Raw genomic sequence first — 15,528 nt, forward strand, 5'->3', positions numbered from 1 at the left:
CATAGTCCTCAACCCGCGCTGGAAGCAGACTGAGTTGCTCTCGGCTCTCGCCGGACTTGAATGTGCGATTCGTCATGAACAGAATCGTACATCAACTCCCCGAAATGCCGAGTTCTTGCTCGGCCTCGTCGGGCAAAACACCCCAGCGGTCGGTCAATTAGCTGCGGTGAAAATATTCCACTTTACCGAAATTCGGAAACGGCGTATCCATTGCCGCAACCCGGCCCAAGGAAGAGGGGCGTATCGCGATCGTCACGACACGCGGGCCGGGCGGCGGTGGACGTGGGCCGCATCGGCGCGACAGGCTTCGCAGGGCGGGCAACCGTGAGCGAAGACCTCGCGCCAACGACGGATGCGGTTCGCGTACGGCAAAATCGTGTGGTCCTGACGCCCGGGGTCTGTGCGTCAAGTCTTGCGGTGATGCGTGCGGCCCAACCGGGCCCGCGCATCAGTCATCGGCAAGGCGACGGGGGCAATAGTGCATCGCTCCCCGGGGAGCGCACGACATAAGCCGTTCCAACCATCGCGCAGGGAAGGCCGGGATGCTCCGGCTGCCCTGTTTCCCCGCTGTGCATTGTAGCGCAATCTGCTTCTTCGCATGGCGGTCAATGGGAGCCAGCCGGCTCCCGGCCTTCCCTGCGCCCTCTTTCATTTGAGGGTGAGACGATGAAGCAAAGCTCGGGCGAAACAAGCCGCGAGGATGCGAAGGTGTGTCTGCGGCCGTAGGATGGGTAGAGCACTTGCGAAACCCATCATGTTTCAGCGCGGAGAAAGCGTTGATGGGTTTCGCTTCGCTCTACCCATCCTACGATTTTGCGCCAAACTCCGCTCTCGTGCCCCGGCTCTGCGCAGCAGCGCCATAAGCGCGTTCACGCGCGTCTTCGACACGCTATGGCGCTGCAGCGCGTCCGGGACGCGAGACCCTCGTTAAACCGGCTTGCCCGTATACGGCATCGACGCGGTCAGGCCGCCGTCCACGGGGAATGCCTGGCCGTTGACATAGGACGCCTCGTCGCTCGCCAAGAACAGTCCCATCGCGGCGAGCTCGTGCGGCTGGCCGGGGCGCTTCAGGGGGTTGAGCTGGCCGATCTTGTCCTGGGTGCCGCGCTCCTTGGCGCGGTCGAAGATCGGCTTGGTCATGCCGGTTTCGATCAGGCCGGGGCACACCGCGTTGATGCGCACGCCGGTGCCGGTGAGCGAATACGCGGTGGTCTGCACCAGCGAGATCACGCCGGCCTTGCTCGCCGCATAGGGATGTCCGCTCGCGCCGGCCTTGAGGCCCGCAACGGATGCGGTCAGCACGATCGCGCCGGACTGCTGCTTCACCATGTGCGGCATCGCATGCTTCACCGCGAGGAACGGTCCAATCAGATTGACGCGCAGCACCTCCTGCCACTGTTCCACGGTCTGCTCGCCGAGCGGAACGAGCCCGCCGGAGACGCCGGCATTGGCCCAGATCACGTCGAGCCGTCCGTGCGTCTTCACCGCCTTGTCGATCACGGCCATGACGTCCTTCTCGGAGCCGGCGTCGGCGATCATCGCTTCCGCAATGCCGCCGGCCTTCTTCACCTCGTCGACGGTCTCCTTCACCGCCTCGGTGCGATCGACCGCGATCAGCTTTGCACCTTCCCTGGTGAATAGCAGCGCAGCCGCACGGCCGATGCCGCTGCCGGCGCCGGTGATGATGACGGATTTGCCTTGCAGACGGCCCATGCGTTTCTCCCTTTGGTTCGTCCCGACGCTTGCCGCGCGACGGAATTTCAAACAGAATTTCAAACGGTAAAGTGTCTTGAGACACGTTAGCTACTGACGTACAGCGACATCACACGGGATGGAAGAGGCTCATGACAACCGCAGACAAGCCGAAAGTGGTCACGACACGCTGGTGGTGGGTTCGTCATGCGCCGGTGCGCAACGACGGCGGCAACATCTACGGACAGAGCGATCTCGCCTGCGACACCAGCGACACCTACGTGTTCAATGCTGTTGCCAAGGTGCTGCCACGCAAGGCGGTCTGGTATTCGAGCAATCTGATGCGCACGCATCAGACCGCCGAAGCGATCTGGGATGCCGGCTATCCGCGGCCCGCATCGATGAAATGGGAGGCCGACCTCGCCGAGCAGAATCTCGGCCGCTGGCAGGGCATGAACCGCGCCGAGTTCATCGCCAGCCGTCCCGTCGGCTCGAGCTGGTTCGCCGACATCAACGAGCCCGCGCCGGGCGGCGAGAGTTTCATGGATCTCTACAACCGCACGCGCCGCACCGTCGAGCGGATCAACAATGAGGCGGCCGGGCAGAACGTGATCGCGGTCGCGCATGGCGGCACCATCAAGGCGGCGATCGGCCTCGCGCTCGACGGCCAGGTAGAGCGGGCGCTGTCGTTCGACATCGACAATGTCTCGATCACCCGGCTGGATTATTTCGCAAGCCCCGAACGCTCGGTCTGGCGGCTGCCGATGGTGAACCAGCAGCCCTGGATCGCCGATGACGCGCATGCCGAGATGCATCAGCTGGCGGGGCCGGAAGTCAAGAAGCTCGCCTAAGTCTGCTGTCCGTTCGCGCCGGCGCGGCGTAAGCTTCAAGCAATCAAATCACACTCTGGGAGAGAAACATGACCTTGTTCGACATGAAGGGGAAAGTCGCCGTCATCACCGGATCGACGCGCGGCATCGGGCTCGCGATCGCCGAGCGCATGGCCGAGCACGGCGCCAAGGTGGTGATCTCCTCGCGCAAGGCCGATGTCTGCGAGCAGGTGGCGAAGGACATCAACGACAAGTTCGGCAAGGGCATCGCCGTCGCGGTCGCCGCCAACATCTCGTCGAAGGAAAATCTGCAGAACCTCGTCGACGAGAGCAACCGCGCCTTCGGCAAGATCGACGTGCTGGTGTGCAACGCCGCGTCGAACCCGTATTACGGTCCGCTCGCTGGCATCTCCGACGATCAGTTCCGCAAGATTCTCGACAACAACATCGTTGCCAACAACTGGCTGATCTCGATGGTGGTGCCGCAGATGATCGAGCGCAAGGACGGCTCGGTGATCATCGTCTCCTCGATCGGCGGATTGAAAGGCTCGACCATTCTCGGCGCCTACGCGATCTCGAAGGCGGCCGACATGCAGCTCGCGCGCAATCTCGCCTGCGAATACGGCAAGCACAACATCCGCGTGAACTGCATCGCGCCCGGCCTGATCAAGACCGACTTTGCGAAAGCGCTGTGGGACAATCCGGATAATTTGAAGGCCTCGACCTCGCGCTCGCCGCTGCTGCGCATCGGCATCCCCGACGAGATCGCGGGCGCGGCCGTATTCCTGGGCTCTGCGGCCGGTGACTTCATGACCGGCCAGACCATGGTGATCGACGGCGGCGCGACGATTAGTTGAGCGTCTCGCGGGGAGGGGCACGCAGACCGCCTAACAACAGGTGTCATCGCCCGCGAAGGCGGGCGATCCAGTATCCCAGAGACCGGCAATAGAGAGCTCGCTCTCGCCACATCCGCCGCGGCGTACTGGATGCCCCGCCTTCGCGGGGCATGACAGTGAAGGTGGGGATGCGGCGTCGCGACGAGACGTCGCGCGACCGAGCTACGTCAATCCACCGCCGCGTAAACCAGGTCCCGCACCAAGGTCCGCGTAAAATCACGTTGTCCCGGGCCCTGCGTCATGAACACCGTGAACAGATCCTCCTTCGGATCGATCCAGAAGAACGTCCCGGCAATGCCGCTCCAGAAATACTGGCCGACGCTGCCGGGGAAGGGCGCGATGCCGGCCTCGCGGCGCACCGCGAAGCCGAGTCCGAAGCCGTGGCCGGGCGAGAGCAGCGTGCCGTTGGTCACGACGTCAGGCCCGAGGTGATCGGACGCCATCAGCTCCAGCGTCTTGCGGCCGATGATCCTGACACCGTCGAGTGTGCCGCCATTGCGCAGCATCAGCGCGAAGCGAGCGTAGTCCATCGTGGTCGAGACCAGACCGCCGCCGCCGGACTCCATCACCGGCTGCTCGAGCATGTTGAACAGCGCGACCTTGTCGCCGGTCCAGGGATCGGCTTCGAACGGCTGCGCGAGCCTGTTGGCATTGGTTTCGCTGGTGGAGAAGCCGGTCTCGGTCATCTGCAGCGGCGCGAGGACGCGCTCGGTCAGGAACGTGCCGAGCGATTTGCCGCTGACGACCTCGATGATGCGGCCGAGAATGTCGGTGGAGCGGCTGTAGTTGAACTCCTCGCCGGGATGGCAGACCAGCGGGAAGCTCGCCACCAGCGCGGCGTGCTCGGCATTGGTGATCTTGCGGCTGCGGACGCGGGATTCCTGGTAGAGCTTGTGTACGGGGCCGTCGCCCTGGTGCTCGTAAGTGAGACCCGAGGTGTGGCGGAGCAGGTCCTGCACCGTCATCGGGCGCTTCGGCGGAACGAGGTCCAGTCTGCCGCCGCTGACCACGCCGACCTTCTGGTCCGCAAACTCGGGAATGAATTTGGCGACGGGATCGCCGAGCAGCAGGTGGCCGTCCTCGACCAGCGCCATGATGCCGACCGAGACGATCGGCTTGGTCATCGAGAATATCCGGAAGATCGAATCAAGCGCCATCGCCGGGCCCGCCGGGGCCTGCTTGCCGAGCGCCTCGAACCAGCCGACCTGGCCGCGCCGGGCCACCAGCACGGTCACGCCGGGAACGGTTCCCTTGTCGATCTCTCGCTTGAAGGCGTCCGACATCGCCTGGAGGCGGGAGCGCGACAGGCCCAGCGTTTCGGGCTTGGCCTCGGGAAGGGGCGGGGTTTTCGGCGCGGTCGAGGGGCGGGCGGCGGTGGCGGTCGTCATGGGGGCTCCCGGTTGTTCTTGATTATCGGGGACGGACTGTGGCCCAGAAGCCGTTGCATAAACAAGCGAAGCCAGCGCGCTTCACCCTTGCAATCCGGCCGTCCCCTGTGCTTGAAAGCGCCGTGACCCGTGGCGACGCGGGTCCGTAGGAGTGTAGCTCAATTGGTAGAGCACCGGTCTCCAAAACCGGGGGTCGCAGGTTCGAGCCCTGCCACTCCTGCCAGCGTCGCTTTATCCCGCTGATTTAATGCCGGCATTGTTGGTGCGACGATCTCGTTGCGCCATTGCGCGAGACGTTGCGGACCCGCGCCGGCGTCGTCACGAGCTTGGCGCGCCAAATCGGAAATGAAGCTGATTCCGAATCGGCGACAGCGCGCGGAAGCCCGGCGACGGCGGTCGCCACGAAACCATTCCGGCGCGCGTACGAAATGATCCCGAAATACATGCCTTCGACAATCTCCTGGGTCGCTGGGGGAGTTGATCATGAAACGGATTCCGCAAGTCTGCCGATCGCAAGCCATTGAGGCCGGCGGTCAATGGCAATCCGTGAGCCGACCGACTTTCCTTTTGGCCCGCGGCGGGCAGGAAAGCCTGCATGCGAACCCTGCCGACACTTTTCAGCAAAGAATGTTCTGGAGGTTCAAATGAAGCTTGGTGTTTGGCTATTCGCACTTGCCATGGTGCTCGGGACCAAGGCGAATGCCGCTGCGACGATCTACGGAAACTATTACGACGAGACGACCTATGTCAGTTGCGACAACAATGTCGGCTGCAGGGCTTCGTTCTCTCAGACGCCGCCTGACAAGCTAATCGAGATCACCAATGTCGCCTGTTACGGCAACACCAGCAAACAGCTGGTATTGGTAATGCTGGGGGTCGCGGCTACGGCTGGTGGCTTTGGGATGCAGCGTCAAGTTCCTTTGCAGTTGCCTCAACCGTACGTCTACAATTCGCTCAATATTGTTTTCTCATTGAACCATCCGGTTCGCTTCCTTGTGGGCCCGGGGAGATTTCCCTTCATACAATTTTCGGCGTTTGATAACGTCTCAGTCACTGGCGGCACCTGCCATATCGTCGGAAATATCATGGCCCCAGTCCAGTAGTCGTCGAACAGCCCTGCAAGCTGCGGTCGCATCTGGCACCGCGCCAGCCTTGGCGGCTGACGCAGGCGAGGCCCCCCGATATGAGCGGCCGATTCGACGCTCGTCTGGCGCTTCATCGGGGGCGGATAACCCCTTGATCCTGATCGGCTCTCGCGGGGCTGCCGGGGCGCCGGGCGTTTCGGGGGGCGAGCGCGCGCACCTTGACCTTTGGCCCCATCCGCAGTAGATACCCCGCACTCGCAGCCGGCCCGTTAGACGCGGATTTCCGGCGCGGCTTTGAAATCCCCCGAACAATCGAGCCCGGTTTTCCGGCTCATCCTTCGAGACAGAGGGCTGGGCCACAGGCGGCTGTTCGGATCCCTGAAATCCTTAATCGCGTCTGGCGACGGACGTTGGACCTCAAACGATGGCAGTCAGCCCGTTCAAGTTCTTGCAGGAAGTGCGCTCGGAGACCGCCAAGGTCACCTGGCCGACCCGTCGTGAGACCACGATCACCACCATCATGGTGTTCGTGATGGTCGCCGTGGCCTCGGTCTTCTTCTTCGCCGCCGACCAGATCATCCGTTACCTCATCACCTTCCTTTTGGGCATTCACTGATGGCAACAGCAACCGCTCAATTGTCCGACAAGCGCTGGTACATCGTCCACGCCTATTCGAACTTCGAGAAGAAGGTCGCTGAATCGATCCGCGAGCAGGCCAAGCAGCGTGGTCTCGAGGAGCTGTTCGAGCTGGTGCTGGTTCCGACCGAGAAGGTCACGGAAGTGCGCCGCGGCCGCAAGATCGACGCCGAGCGCAAGTTCTTCCCGGGCTACGTGCTGGTGAAGATGAAGCTGACCGACGAGGCGTTTCATCTGATCAAGAACACGCCGAAGGTCACGGGCTTCCTCGGCGCCGAGAACAAGCCGATGCCGATCTCGGAGAGCGAAGCCATGCGCATCCTGCACCAGGTGCAGGAGGGCGTGGAACGGCCGAAGGCGTCGGTGTCGTTCGAGATCGGCGAGAACGTGCGCGTGGCCGACGGCCCGTTCGCCTCGTTCTCGGGTGTGGTCGAGGAAATCGACGAGGCGCGCTCGCGCGTGAAGGTCGCGGTGTCGATCTTCGGCCGCGCCACGCCGGTCGAGCTGGAATTCGGTCAGGTCGAGAAGGTCTGACCGGGTAACGCGGGACGCCGAAAGGCTTCCGGCAAAGAGAGGCCGTGGGAGGGAGAGGGCGGTTGCCAGCCGCATCCGACCCAGACCACGAACCTGAAACCGCCGGCACTCGCCGGCACAACAGGAGTGATACATGGCAAAGAAAGTGACCGGATACCTGAAGCTTCAGGTCCCGGCCGGTGCGGCGAATCCCTCGCCCCCGATCGGTCCCGCGCTCGGTCAGCGCGGTCTCAACATCATGGAGTTCTGCAAGGCGTTCAACGCCCAGACCCAGAAGGAAGAGAAGAACACCCCGATTCCCGTCGTGATCACGATCTACGCCGATCGTTCGTTCACGTTCGAGATGAAGACCCCTCCGATGTCCTTCTTCCTCAAGCAGGCCGCCAAGATCCAGTCCGGCTCGAAGGCGCCGGGCCGTGACAAGGCCGGCAAGGTGACCAAGGCGCAGGTGCGCGAGATCGCCGAGAAGAAGATGAAGGATCTCAATTGCGACACCATCGAATCGGCCATGAAGATGGTCGAGGGCTCTGCCCGTTCGATGGGTCTGGAAGTGGCGGGGTAAGCGGTCATGGCAATCGGAAAGCGTTTGAACAAAGCCCGCGAAGGTGTTGACCGCGAAAAGCTTTACCCGCTCGCGGACGCCATCAAGATGGTCAAGGAACGCGCGAAAGCGAAGTTTGACGAGACCATCGAGGTCGCGATCAATCTCGGCGTCGATCCGCGTCACGCCGACCAGATGGTCCGCGGCGTCGTGACCCTGCCGAACGGCACCGGCCGTACGCTCCGCGTCGGCGTGTTCGCCCGCGGCGCCAAGGCTGACGAGGCCAAGGCTGCAGGTGCCGACGTCGTCGGCGCCGAGGACCTGGTCGAGAAGGTGCAGAACGGCTCGATCGATTTCGACCGCTGCATCGCCACCCCCGACATGATGCCGCTGGTCGGCCGTCTCGGTAAGGTGCTGGGCCCGCGCGGCCTGATGCCGAACCCGAAGATCGGCACCGTGACCATGGACGTCACCGGTGCGGTGAAGGGTGCCAAGGGCGGCTCGGTCGAGTTCCGCGTCGAGAAGGCCGGCATCCTGCAGGCCGGCGTCGGCAAGGCCTCGTTCTCCGAGGACAAGCTGGTCGAGAACATCAAGGCCCTGGCTGACGCCGTCACCAAGGCGAAGCCGGCCGGTTCCAAGGGCACCTACATCCAGCGCGTTGCGGTGTCCTCGACGATGGGCCCGGGCGTGAAGGTCGAGCCGGGCACCATTCTCGGCTGAGGTTTGGAATTTGCATGAGGCGAGGGGCGGAATTGGGCAACCGATTCCGCCCCTCGTCGTTTGTGGCGGCGTTTACCGGAAACAAGAACAATGGCTGACAAGGTCCTGATCTACTCGCGCTTTCCCAAGACGATGATGGCGCGCTTCGCCGAGCGGTTCGAGCTGCTCGACACCGGTGGCAAGCCTGCTCATGAGGTGTTTTCGGCCGGCGAGCTCGGCGGCATCCGCGCGATGCTGACCGCGGGCGGCTCGCCGCTGGGAGCCGAGGCGATGGACCTGTTTCCAAAGCTCGGCGCCGTCGTCTGCTACGGCACCGGCTATGACGGCGTCGACCTCAAGGCGGCAGCCGCCCGCAACATCGCGGTCGGCCACAGCCCCGGCGCGAATGCGGCCTCGGTCGCCGACATCGCGATGACCCTGATGCTGGCGACGACGCGGCGCATTTTGGTCGCCGACCAATATGTCCGCAGCGGCGATTGGGCGGCCTCAAAACAGTCGCCGATGATGCGTCCCCAGGCCGGCATGCCCGGCCGCCGCATCGGCGTCTACGGCATGGGCGAGATCGGCCGCAAGATCGCCGCCCGCTGCGCCGCCTTCGAGAGCGAGGTCGGCTATTTCAGCCGCACCAGATACGATCTGCCCTATCAGTATTTCTCCTCGCTGGAGGCGCTGGCCGAGTGGTGCAGCGTGCTGATGATCGCGGTCCGGGCAGGGGCCGACACCCAGCACGTCGTCAACGTGGACATCCTGAAACGGCTCGGCGCGGACGGGTATGTCGTCAACATCTCCCGCGGCTCGGTCATCGACGAGAAGGCCCTGGTCGCGGCGCTCACCGACAAGACCATCGCCGGCGCCGGCCTCGACGTGTTCGACAAGGAGCCGCACGCGCCCGACGCGCTGACTGCGCTCCCCAACGTGGTGTTCGCCCCCCATATCGGCGGCCATACCCTCGAATCGCACGTCGCCATGCAGAACTGCGTGCTGGCGAACCTGACCGCGTTCTTCGCGGGCAAGCCGCTGCCCCATGGGGTCAAATCGGCCTGAATCGGCCTGAATCGGCCCTTATCGGCCCGCCTCAGGCCCTGCCGGCAACGGATTGGAACTGGTGCGAATTTTGCTCTTGGCAAGCCGGCAGAGAGCGGTTAAAGAACCGCTTCCGGACGTGCCGGCCTCGGCTGGCGCGTTCGTGCACGCATTCCGAAAACCCGACACGACAGGAGATCATTCCTTTTCAGGACGTCCGTAAGGATTTGCCGGAAAAGGAAGGAAAATCCGTCGGTTGGCTGGGGTGCGGGCAGGGGTCGGGCGGTTCGCCGGCTGACCTTGTCCTGTCCAAGACTGCAGGCGCCCGCGGGGAATTTCGATTTCTCAACGGCTTAATCGCATGGCCTGCATAGACGGGTGAAGACCGGATTTCACTTCGCACCCAGCTTTAAGGGCTGGTTTCGCGAAAAGGGTCTGGTTCGGACCTCGACACGCCGTGGGCCCTTGGGCTCCCGGAGGGCAGGCTTTGAATTGTCGTCTTGCCCGGCGTGTCCGAAGGGTTTTGGCCCCGAGGTTCAGGTTTGGGCGGGACGATGGGTGCAACCCGGCGGTCCCGCTTTCGCGATGGCCGCCAACCGGAAAGAGCTTGCTGTGGAACGAGCGGCAAAAAAAGACGCGGTCGAACAGCTCAATGGGGTCTTCAAGACCACGAGCGTCGCGATCGTTGCTCAATATTCCGGCCTGACCGTTGCCCAGATGCAGAAGCTGCGCATGCAGATGAAGCAGGCTGGCGCCTCGGTGAAGGTCTCGAAGAACCGTCTCGCCAAAATTGCTCTTGAAGGCACTGACGTCGTTGCCATCGGTCCCATGCTGAAGGGACCGACCGTGATCGCCACTTCGAACGATCCGGTAGCGGCGCCAAAGGTCGCCGTCGAATTCGCCAAGGCGAACGAAAAGTTCGTCATCATTGGCGGCTCGATGGGAAAGACCGTCCTGAATGTCGACAGCGTGAAGGCGCTTGCCTCACTGCCGTCGCTTGACGAACTGCGCGGCAAGATCGTCGGCCTCATCGTGGCCCCGGCGACCAAGCTGGCTCAACTCGCCAACGCGCCCGCGGGCAAGCTCGCGCGCGTCATCCAGGCTCATGCCTCAAAGGGCGAAGCGGCCTGACGCCCTTCGCAAAACTCAAACCCGAACCAGACTTACACCTAAGGAAACTGAACAATGGCTGACTTGCAGAAGATCGTTGACGACCTCTCGAGCCTCACCGTGCTCGAAGCCGCTGAACTCGCGAAGCTCCTCGAAGAGAAGTGGGGCGTTTCGGCTGCCGCGGCCGTCGCCGTGGCCGGCCCGGCTGGCGGTGGCGCTGCCGCTGCTCCGGCGGAAGAGAAGACCGAGTTCACGGTCGTTCTCGCCTCGGCTGGCGACAAGAAGATCGAAGTCATCAAGGAAGTCCGCGCCATCACCGGTCTCGGCCTGAAGGAAGCAAAGGACCTCGTCGAGGGTGCTCCGAAGCCGCTGAAGGAAGGCGTGAACAAGGAAGAAGCCGAGAAGATCAAGGCCCAGGTCGAGAAGGCTGGCGCCAAGGTCGAGCTCAAGTAAGCACCGCTTACTGGTACAAGATCCCGGGCGCGCCTCAGGCGGTGCCCGGGATCTTGGTCCACCCTCAAGAGGGCGGGCCGGATGCAAAAGGCGTGCGACGGAACGTCCCGACGCGGGCCGAACACGAAAATGTGTTGGGATTTGAGGGTTTACCCCTCGAATCTGCACTATGGTCGCCCCATATCGGGTCGACAGCACGAAAGCGCGGTGGGCAGGGAGGCCGGATTTCCCTGTAAGCCGTTGGGAGAGCAGGCTATTTCGGGCTTTTGCAGTCCGTGAAGACGATCGTTGTGACGGGCGGGCGCGCCTATGCGCCCCGCGCGTTTCTTTGCGTTTTGAAGGTCTGAAGAACAGATTCAGGACATTCCCACCTGAAACTGAGTCTCCGGCCCCCAAAGCGGGTTCGAAAAATTCAACCCGGGGAGCGGCGGCAGCCGCGTTCCGGACGGCGCGCCCAGAGCGGGCGACGAAAATGAGAGGCCACGATGGCGCAGCAGACATTCACCGGTCGCAAACGTGTTCGCAAGTTCTTCGGACACATCAAGGAAGTCGCCGAGATGCCGAACCTCATCGAGGTTCAGAAGGCGTCTTATGACCAGTTCCTGATGGTGGATGAGCCCGCCGGTGGCCGTCTCGACGAGGGTCTGCAGGCGGTGTTCCGCTCGGTGTTCCCGATCTCCGACTTCTCGGGCACCTCGATGCTGGAATTCGTCCGCTACGAGTTCGAGCAGCCGAAATACGACGTCGACGAGTGCCGCCAGCGCGGCATGACCTTTGCGGCTCCCCTCAAGGTGACGCTGCGCCTCATCGTGTTCGATATCGACGAGGAAACCGGCGCGAAGTCGGTGAAGGACATCAAGGAGCAGGACGTCTACATGGGCGACATCCCGCTCATGACGATGAACGGCACCTTCATCGTCAATGGCACCGAGCGCGTCATCGTCTCGCAGATGCACCGTTCGCCCGGCGTGTTCTTCGACCACGACAAGGGCAAGACCCATTCCTCGGGCAAGCTGCTGTTCGCTGCCCGCGTGATCCCGTATCGCGGTTCCTGGCTCGACATCGAGTTCGACGCCAAGGACATCGTCTATGCGCGTATCGACCGTCGCCGCAAGATTCCGGTGACGTCGCTGATGTTCGCCCTCGGCCTCGACGGCGAGGCGATCCTGTCCACGTTCTACAAGAAGATCCTCTACAAGCGGACCAAGGAAGGCTGGCGCGTTCCGTTCGACGCCAACCGTTTCCGCGGCTACTCGACCGTCAACGATCTGATCGACGCCGATACCGGTAAGGTCGTGCTCGAGGCCGGCAAGAAGCTGACCGTCCGTGCCGCCCGCCAGCTCCAGGAAAAGGGGCTGAAGGCGCTGCGTCTGTCGGATGAGGAGCTCGTCGGCAACTATCTCGCCGAGGACCTCGTCAACCCGAAGACCGGTGAGATCCACGCCGAAGCCGGCGAGGAAATCACCGACAAGAACATGAAGGCGCTCAACGAGCACGGCTACAAGGAGCTGCCGCTGCTCGACATCGACCACGTCAATGTCGGCCCCTACATCCGCAACACGCTCTCGGCCGACAAGAACATGACGCGCGAGGATGCGCTGTTCGACATCTACCGCGTGATGCGTCCGGGCGAGCCGCCGACGCTGGATTCGGCGCAGGCCATGTTCCAGTCGCTGTTCTTCGACGCCGAGCGTTACGACCTCTCCGCGGTCGGCCGCGTCAAGATGAACATGCGCCTCGACCTCGATGCGCCCGACACCCAGCGTACGCTGCGCAAGGAAGACATCCTCTCCGTCATCAAGACGCTGGTGGACCTGCGCGACGGCAAGGGCGAGATCGACGACATCGACCATCTCGGCAACCGCCGTGTGCGCTCGGTCGGCGAGCTCATGGAGAACCAGTACCGCATCGGCCTCCTGCGCATGGAGCGCGCGATCAAGGAGCGCATGTCCTCGGTCGACATCGACACGGTCATGCCGCAGGACCTGATCAACGCGAAGCCGGCGGCTGCCGCCGTGCGCGAGTTCTTCGGCTCCTCGCAGCTCTCGCAGTTCATGGACCAGACCAACCCGCTGTCGGAGATCACCCACAAGCGCCGTCTGTCGGCACTTGGACCGGGCGGTCTGACCCGCGAGCGCGCCGGCTTCGAGGTGCGCGACGTGCATCCGACGCATTACGGCCGCATCTGCCCGATCGAGACGCCGGAAGGTCCGAACATCGGTCTGATCAACTCGCTCGCGACCTTCGCGCGCGTGAACAAGTACGGCTTCGTCGAGACGCCTTATCGCAAGGTGAAGGACGGCCGCGTCACCGACGAGGTCGTGTACCTCTCGGCGATGGAAGAGGGCCGCTACACGGTCGCGCAGGCCAACGTGCCGCTCGACCCGAAGGGCCGCTTCACCGAAGATCTCGTGGTCTGCCGTCACGCCGGCGAAGTCTTGCCGGTGACGCCGGACAAGGTCGACTACATGGACGTGTCGCCGAAGCAGCTCGTTTCGGTCGCAGCAGCCCTGATCCCGTTCCTCGAGAACGACGACGCCAACCGCGCGCTGATGGGCTCGAACATGCAGCGCCAGGCGGTGCCGCTGGTTCGCGCCGAGGCGCCGTTCGTCGGTACCGGCATGGAAGGCGTCGTTGCGCGTGACTCGGGTGCTGCGATCGCGGCGCGCCGTTCGGGCGTGATCGACCAGATCGACGCGACCCGCGTCGTCATCCGCGCCACGGAAGATCTCGATCCGACCAAGTCGGGCGTCGATATCTACCGTCTGATGAAGTACCAGCGCTCGAACCAGTCGACCTGCATCAACCAGCGTCCGCTGGTGAAGGTCGGCGACATCGTCAAGAAGGGCGACATCATCGCCGACGGTCCGTCGACCGATCTCGGTGAGCTCGCGCTCGGCCGCAACGTGCTCGTCGCGTTCATGCCGTGGAACGGCTACAACTTCGAAGACTCGATCCTGCTCTCCGAGCGGATCGTGAAGGAAGACGTCTTCACCTCGATCCACATCGAGGAGTTCGAGGTGATGGCCCGCGACACCAAGCTCGGACCCGAGGAAATCACCCGCGACATTCCGAACGTCTCGGAAGAAGCGCTGAAGAACCTCGACGAAGCCGGTATCGTCTACATCGGTGCGGAAGTGCGCGCCGGTGACATCCTGGTCGGCAAGATCACGCCGAAGGGCGAAAGCCCGATGACGCCGGAAGAAAAGCTCCTGCGCGCCATCTTCGGCGAAAAGGCCTCCGACGTTCGCGACACCTCGCTGCGCGTCCCCCCGGGCGTGCAGGGCACGATCGTGGAAGTCCGCGTGTTCAACCGCCACGGCGTCGACAAGGACGAGCGTGCGCTGGCGATCGAGCGGGAAGAGATCGAGCGTCTGGCCAAGGACCGCGACGACGAGCAGGCGATCCTGGACCGCAACGTCTACAACCGTCTTGCCGAGCTCCTCGAGGGACGGCAGGGCATTGCGGGCCCGAAGGGCTTCAAGAAGGACACCAAGATCACCCGTGCGGTGCTCGAGGAGTACCCGAAGTCGCAGTGGTGGCTGTTCGCCTCGCCGAACGACAAGCTGATGGCCGAGATCGAGGCCATGCGGAAGCAGTACGACGAGTCGAAGAAGGGGCTTGAACAGCGCTTCCTCGACAAGGTCGAGAAGCTTCAGCGCGGTGACGAATTGCCGCCCGGCGTGATGAAGATGGTCAAGGTCTTCGTCGCGGTGAAGCGCAAGATCCAGCCCGGCGACAAGATGGCCGGCCGCCACGGCAACAAGGGCGTGGTGTCGAAGATCGTGCCGATCGAGGACATGCCGTTCCTCGAAGACGGTACGCACGCCGACATCGTGCTCAACCCGCTGGGCGTGCCCTCGCGCATGAACGTCGGACAGATCCTCGAGACCCATCTCGGCTGGGCCTGCGCCGGCCTCGGCAAGCGTATCGGCCAGACGGTCGATGCCTATTTGTCGAAGCAGGACATCAAGCCGCTGAAGGAAACCTTGAAGAAGGTCTACGGCGAGGACGAGACCATCAAGACGCTCAACGACAACGAGCTGCTTGAACTCGGTCACAACCTCAGCCGCGGTGTTCCGATCGCGACGCCGGTGTTCGACGGCGCCAAGGAAGCCGACATCGAGGAGATGCTGAAGCTTGCCGGTCTCGACGCTTCGGGTCAGTCGACCGTCTATGACGGCCGCACCGGCGATCCGTTCGATCGCAAGGTGACGGTGGGCTACATCTACATGCTCAAGCTGCACCATCTGGTCGACGACAAGATCCATGCGCGTTCGATCGGTCCGTACTCGCTCGTCACCCAGCAGCCGCTGGGCGGCAAGGCGCAGTTCGGCGGCCAGCGCTTCGGCGAAATGGAGGTGTGGGCGCTCGAGGCTTACGGCGCGGCGTACACGCTCCAGGAGATGCTGACGGTGAAGTCGGACGACGTCGCCGGCCGTACCAAGGTGTACGAGGCGATCGTGCGCGGCGACGACACGTTCGAGGCCGGTATTCCGGAATCGTTCAACGTGCTGGTCAAGGAAATGCGCTCGCTCGGCCTCAACGTCGACCTGCACAACTCCAAGATGGGTCCGGCGCCGACGTCGGAAGCGGCCGAGTAATTCGACCTTTCATGCC

General features: G+C 63.3%; 13 protein-coding genes, 1 tRNA gene and 1 pseudogene. 13 read left to right on the plus strand and 2 right to left on the minus strand.

From position 1 onward, the window contains the following. A pseudogene (locus VGR99_RS18925) lies at positions 1-328 on the plus strand (hypothetical protein); the annotation flags it as partial. A gap of 599 nt (positions 329-927) precedes the next feature. On the opposite strand, the gene VGR99_RS18930 reads toward VGR99_RS18925, so the two are convergent. After that, on the minus strand, positions 928-1,713 hold the full coding sequence (locus tag VGR99_RS18930; RefSeq protein ID WP_326900347.1) for an SDR family oxidoreductase: 786 nt from the start codon (positions 1,711-1,713) through the stop codon (positions 928-930). Positions 1,714-1,844: 131 nt separating this feature from the next. Between VGR99_RS18930 and VGR99_RS18935 the strand changes: the two genes are divergently transcribed. Together VGR99_RS18935 and VGR99_RS18940 are read left to right on the plus strand one after the other, a co-directional pair. Then, complete coding sequence (locus VGR99_RS18935; protein ID WP_326900349.1) at positions 1,845-2,543, plus strand: histidine phosphatase family protein; 699 nt, start codon at positions 1,845-1,847, stop codon at positions 2,541-2,543. A gap of 68 nt (positions 2,544-2,611) precedes the next feature. Next, entirely contained in the window at positions 2,612-3,379 is a 768-nt protein-coding gene (locus VGR99_RS18940) for an SDR family oxidoreductase (RefSeq protein ID WP_326900351.1), read from the plus strand. A gap of 206 nt (positions 3,380-3,585) precedes the next feature. On the opposite strand, the gene VGR99_RS18945 is transcribed toward VGR99_RS18940, so the two are convergent. Continuing rightward, positions 3,586-4,806 carry a serine hydrolase domain-containing protein gene (locus VGR99_RS18945; RefSeq protein WP_326900352.1) on the minus strand — a complete coding sequence of 407 codons (1,221 nt, stop codon included), beginning with the start codon at positions 4,804-4,806 and terminating at the stop codon, positions 3,586-3,588. A gap of 147 nt (positions 4,807-4,953) precedes the next feature. Between VGR99_RS18945 and VGR99_RS18950 the strand changes: the two genes are divergently transcribed. The 10 genes from VGR99_RS18950 (at position 4,954) to rpoB (ending at position 15,512) form a co-directional block, all read left to right on the plus strand. Beyond that, a tRNA-Trp gene (locus VGR99_RS18950) sits at positions 4,954-5,029 on the plus strand. A gap of 421 nt (positions 5,030-5,450) precedes the next feature. After that, complete coding sequence (locus VGR99_RS18955; RefSeq protein ID WP_326900354.1) at positions 5,451-5,909, plus strand: hypothetical protein; 459 nt, start codon at positions 5,451-5,453, stop codon at positions 5,907-5,909. A 406-nt stretch (positions 5,910-6,315) separates the two neighbouring features. Next, positions 6,316-6,507, plus strand: coding sequence for a preprotein translocase subunit SecE (gene secE / locus VGR99_RS18960; protein ID WP_027564420.1), 192 nt, complete (start codon positions 6,316-6,318; stop codon positions 6,505-6,507). Continuing rightward, positions 6,507-7,061: a transcription termination/antitermination protein NusG gene (gene nusG / locus VGR99_RS18965; protein ID WP_008136441.1), complete on the plus strand. Its 555-nt coding sequence runs from the start codon at positions 6,507-6,509 to the stop codon at positions 7,059-7,061. Before secE ends, nusG begins: the two co-directional genes overlap by 1 nt. 133 nt (positions 7,062-7,194) lie before the next feature. Beyond that, complete coding sequence (rplK, locus tag VGR99_RS18970; RefSeq protein ID WP_008136439.1) at positions 7,195-7,623, plus strand: 50S ribosomal protein L11; 429 nt, start codon at positions 7,195-7,197, stop codon at positions 7,621-7,623. Between the two features lie 6 nt (positions 7,624-7,629). Then, on the plus strand, positions 7,630-8,322 hold the full coding sequence (gene rplA, locus VGR99_RS18975; protein WP_326900376.1) for a 50S ribosomal protein L1: 693 nt from the start codon (positions 7,630-7,632) through the stop codon (positions 8,320-8,322). Positions 8,323-8,412: 90 nt separating this feature from the next. After that, positions 8,413-9,366 carry a 2-hydroxyacid dehydrogenase gene (locus tag VGR99_RS18980; RefSeq protein WP_326900378.1) on the plus strand — a complete coding sequence of 318 codons (954 nt, stop codon included), beginning with the start codon at positions 8,413-8,415 and terminating at the stop codon, positions 9,364-9,366. A gap of 591 nt (positions 9,367-9,957) precedes the next feature. Then, positions 9,958-10,476, plus strand: a complete 519-nt coding sequence (gene rplJ / locus VGR99_RS18985) for a 50S ribosomal protein L10 (protein WP_194402797.1) — start codon at positions 9,958-9,960, stop codon at positions 10,474-10,476. A gap of 54 nt (positions 10,477-10,530) precedes the next feature. Continuing rightward, the gene (gene rplL, locus VGR99_RS18990; RefSeq protein ID WP_326900379.1) at positions 10,531-10,908 is read left to right on the plus strand and encodes a 50S ribosomal protein L7/L12; all 378 of its coding nucleotides are present in this window, start codon (positions 10,531-10,533) and stop codon (positions 10,906-10,908) included. 485 nt (positions 10,909-11,393) lie between these two features. Continuing rightward, positions 11,394-15,512 carry a DNA-directed RNA polymerase subunit beta gene (gene rpoB / locus VGR99_RS18995; protein WP_326900381.1) on the plus strand — a complete coding sequence of 1,373 codons (4,119 nt, stop codon included), beginning with the start codon at positions 11,394-11,396 and terminating at the stop codon, positions 15,510-15,512. The last annotated feature ends 16 nt before the right edge of the window (positions 15,513-15,528 follow it).

Source organism: Bradyrhizobium sp. (genome assembly GCF_035935975.1).
Taxonomy (GTDB): Bacteria; Pseudomonadota; Alphaproteobacteria; order Rhizobiales; family Xanthobacteraceae; genus Bradyrhizobium.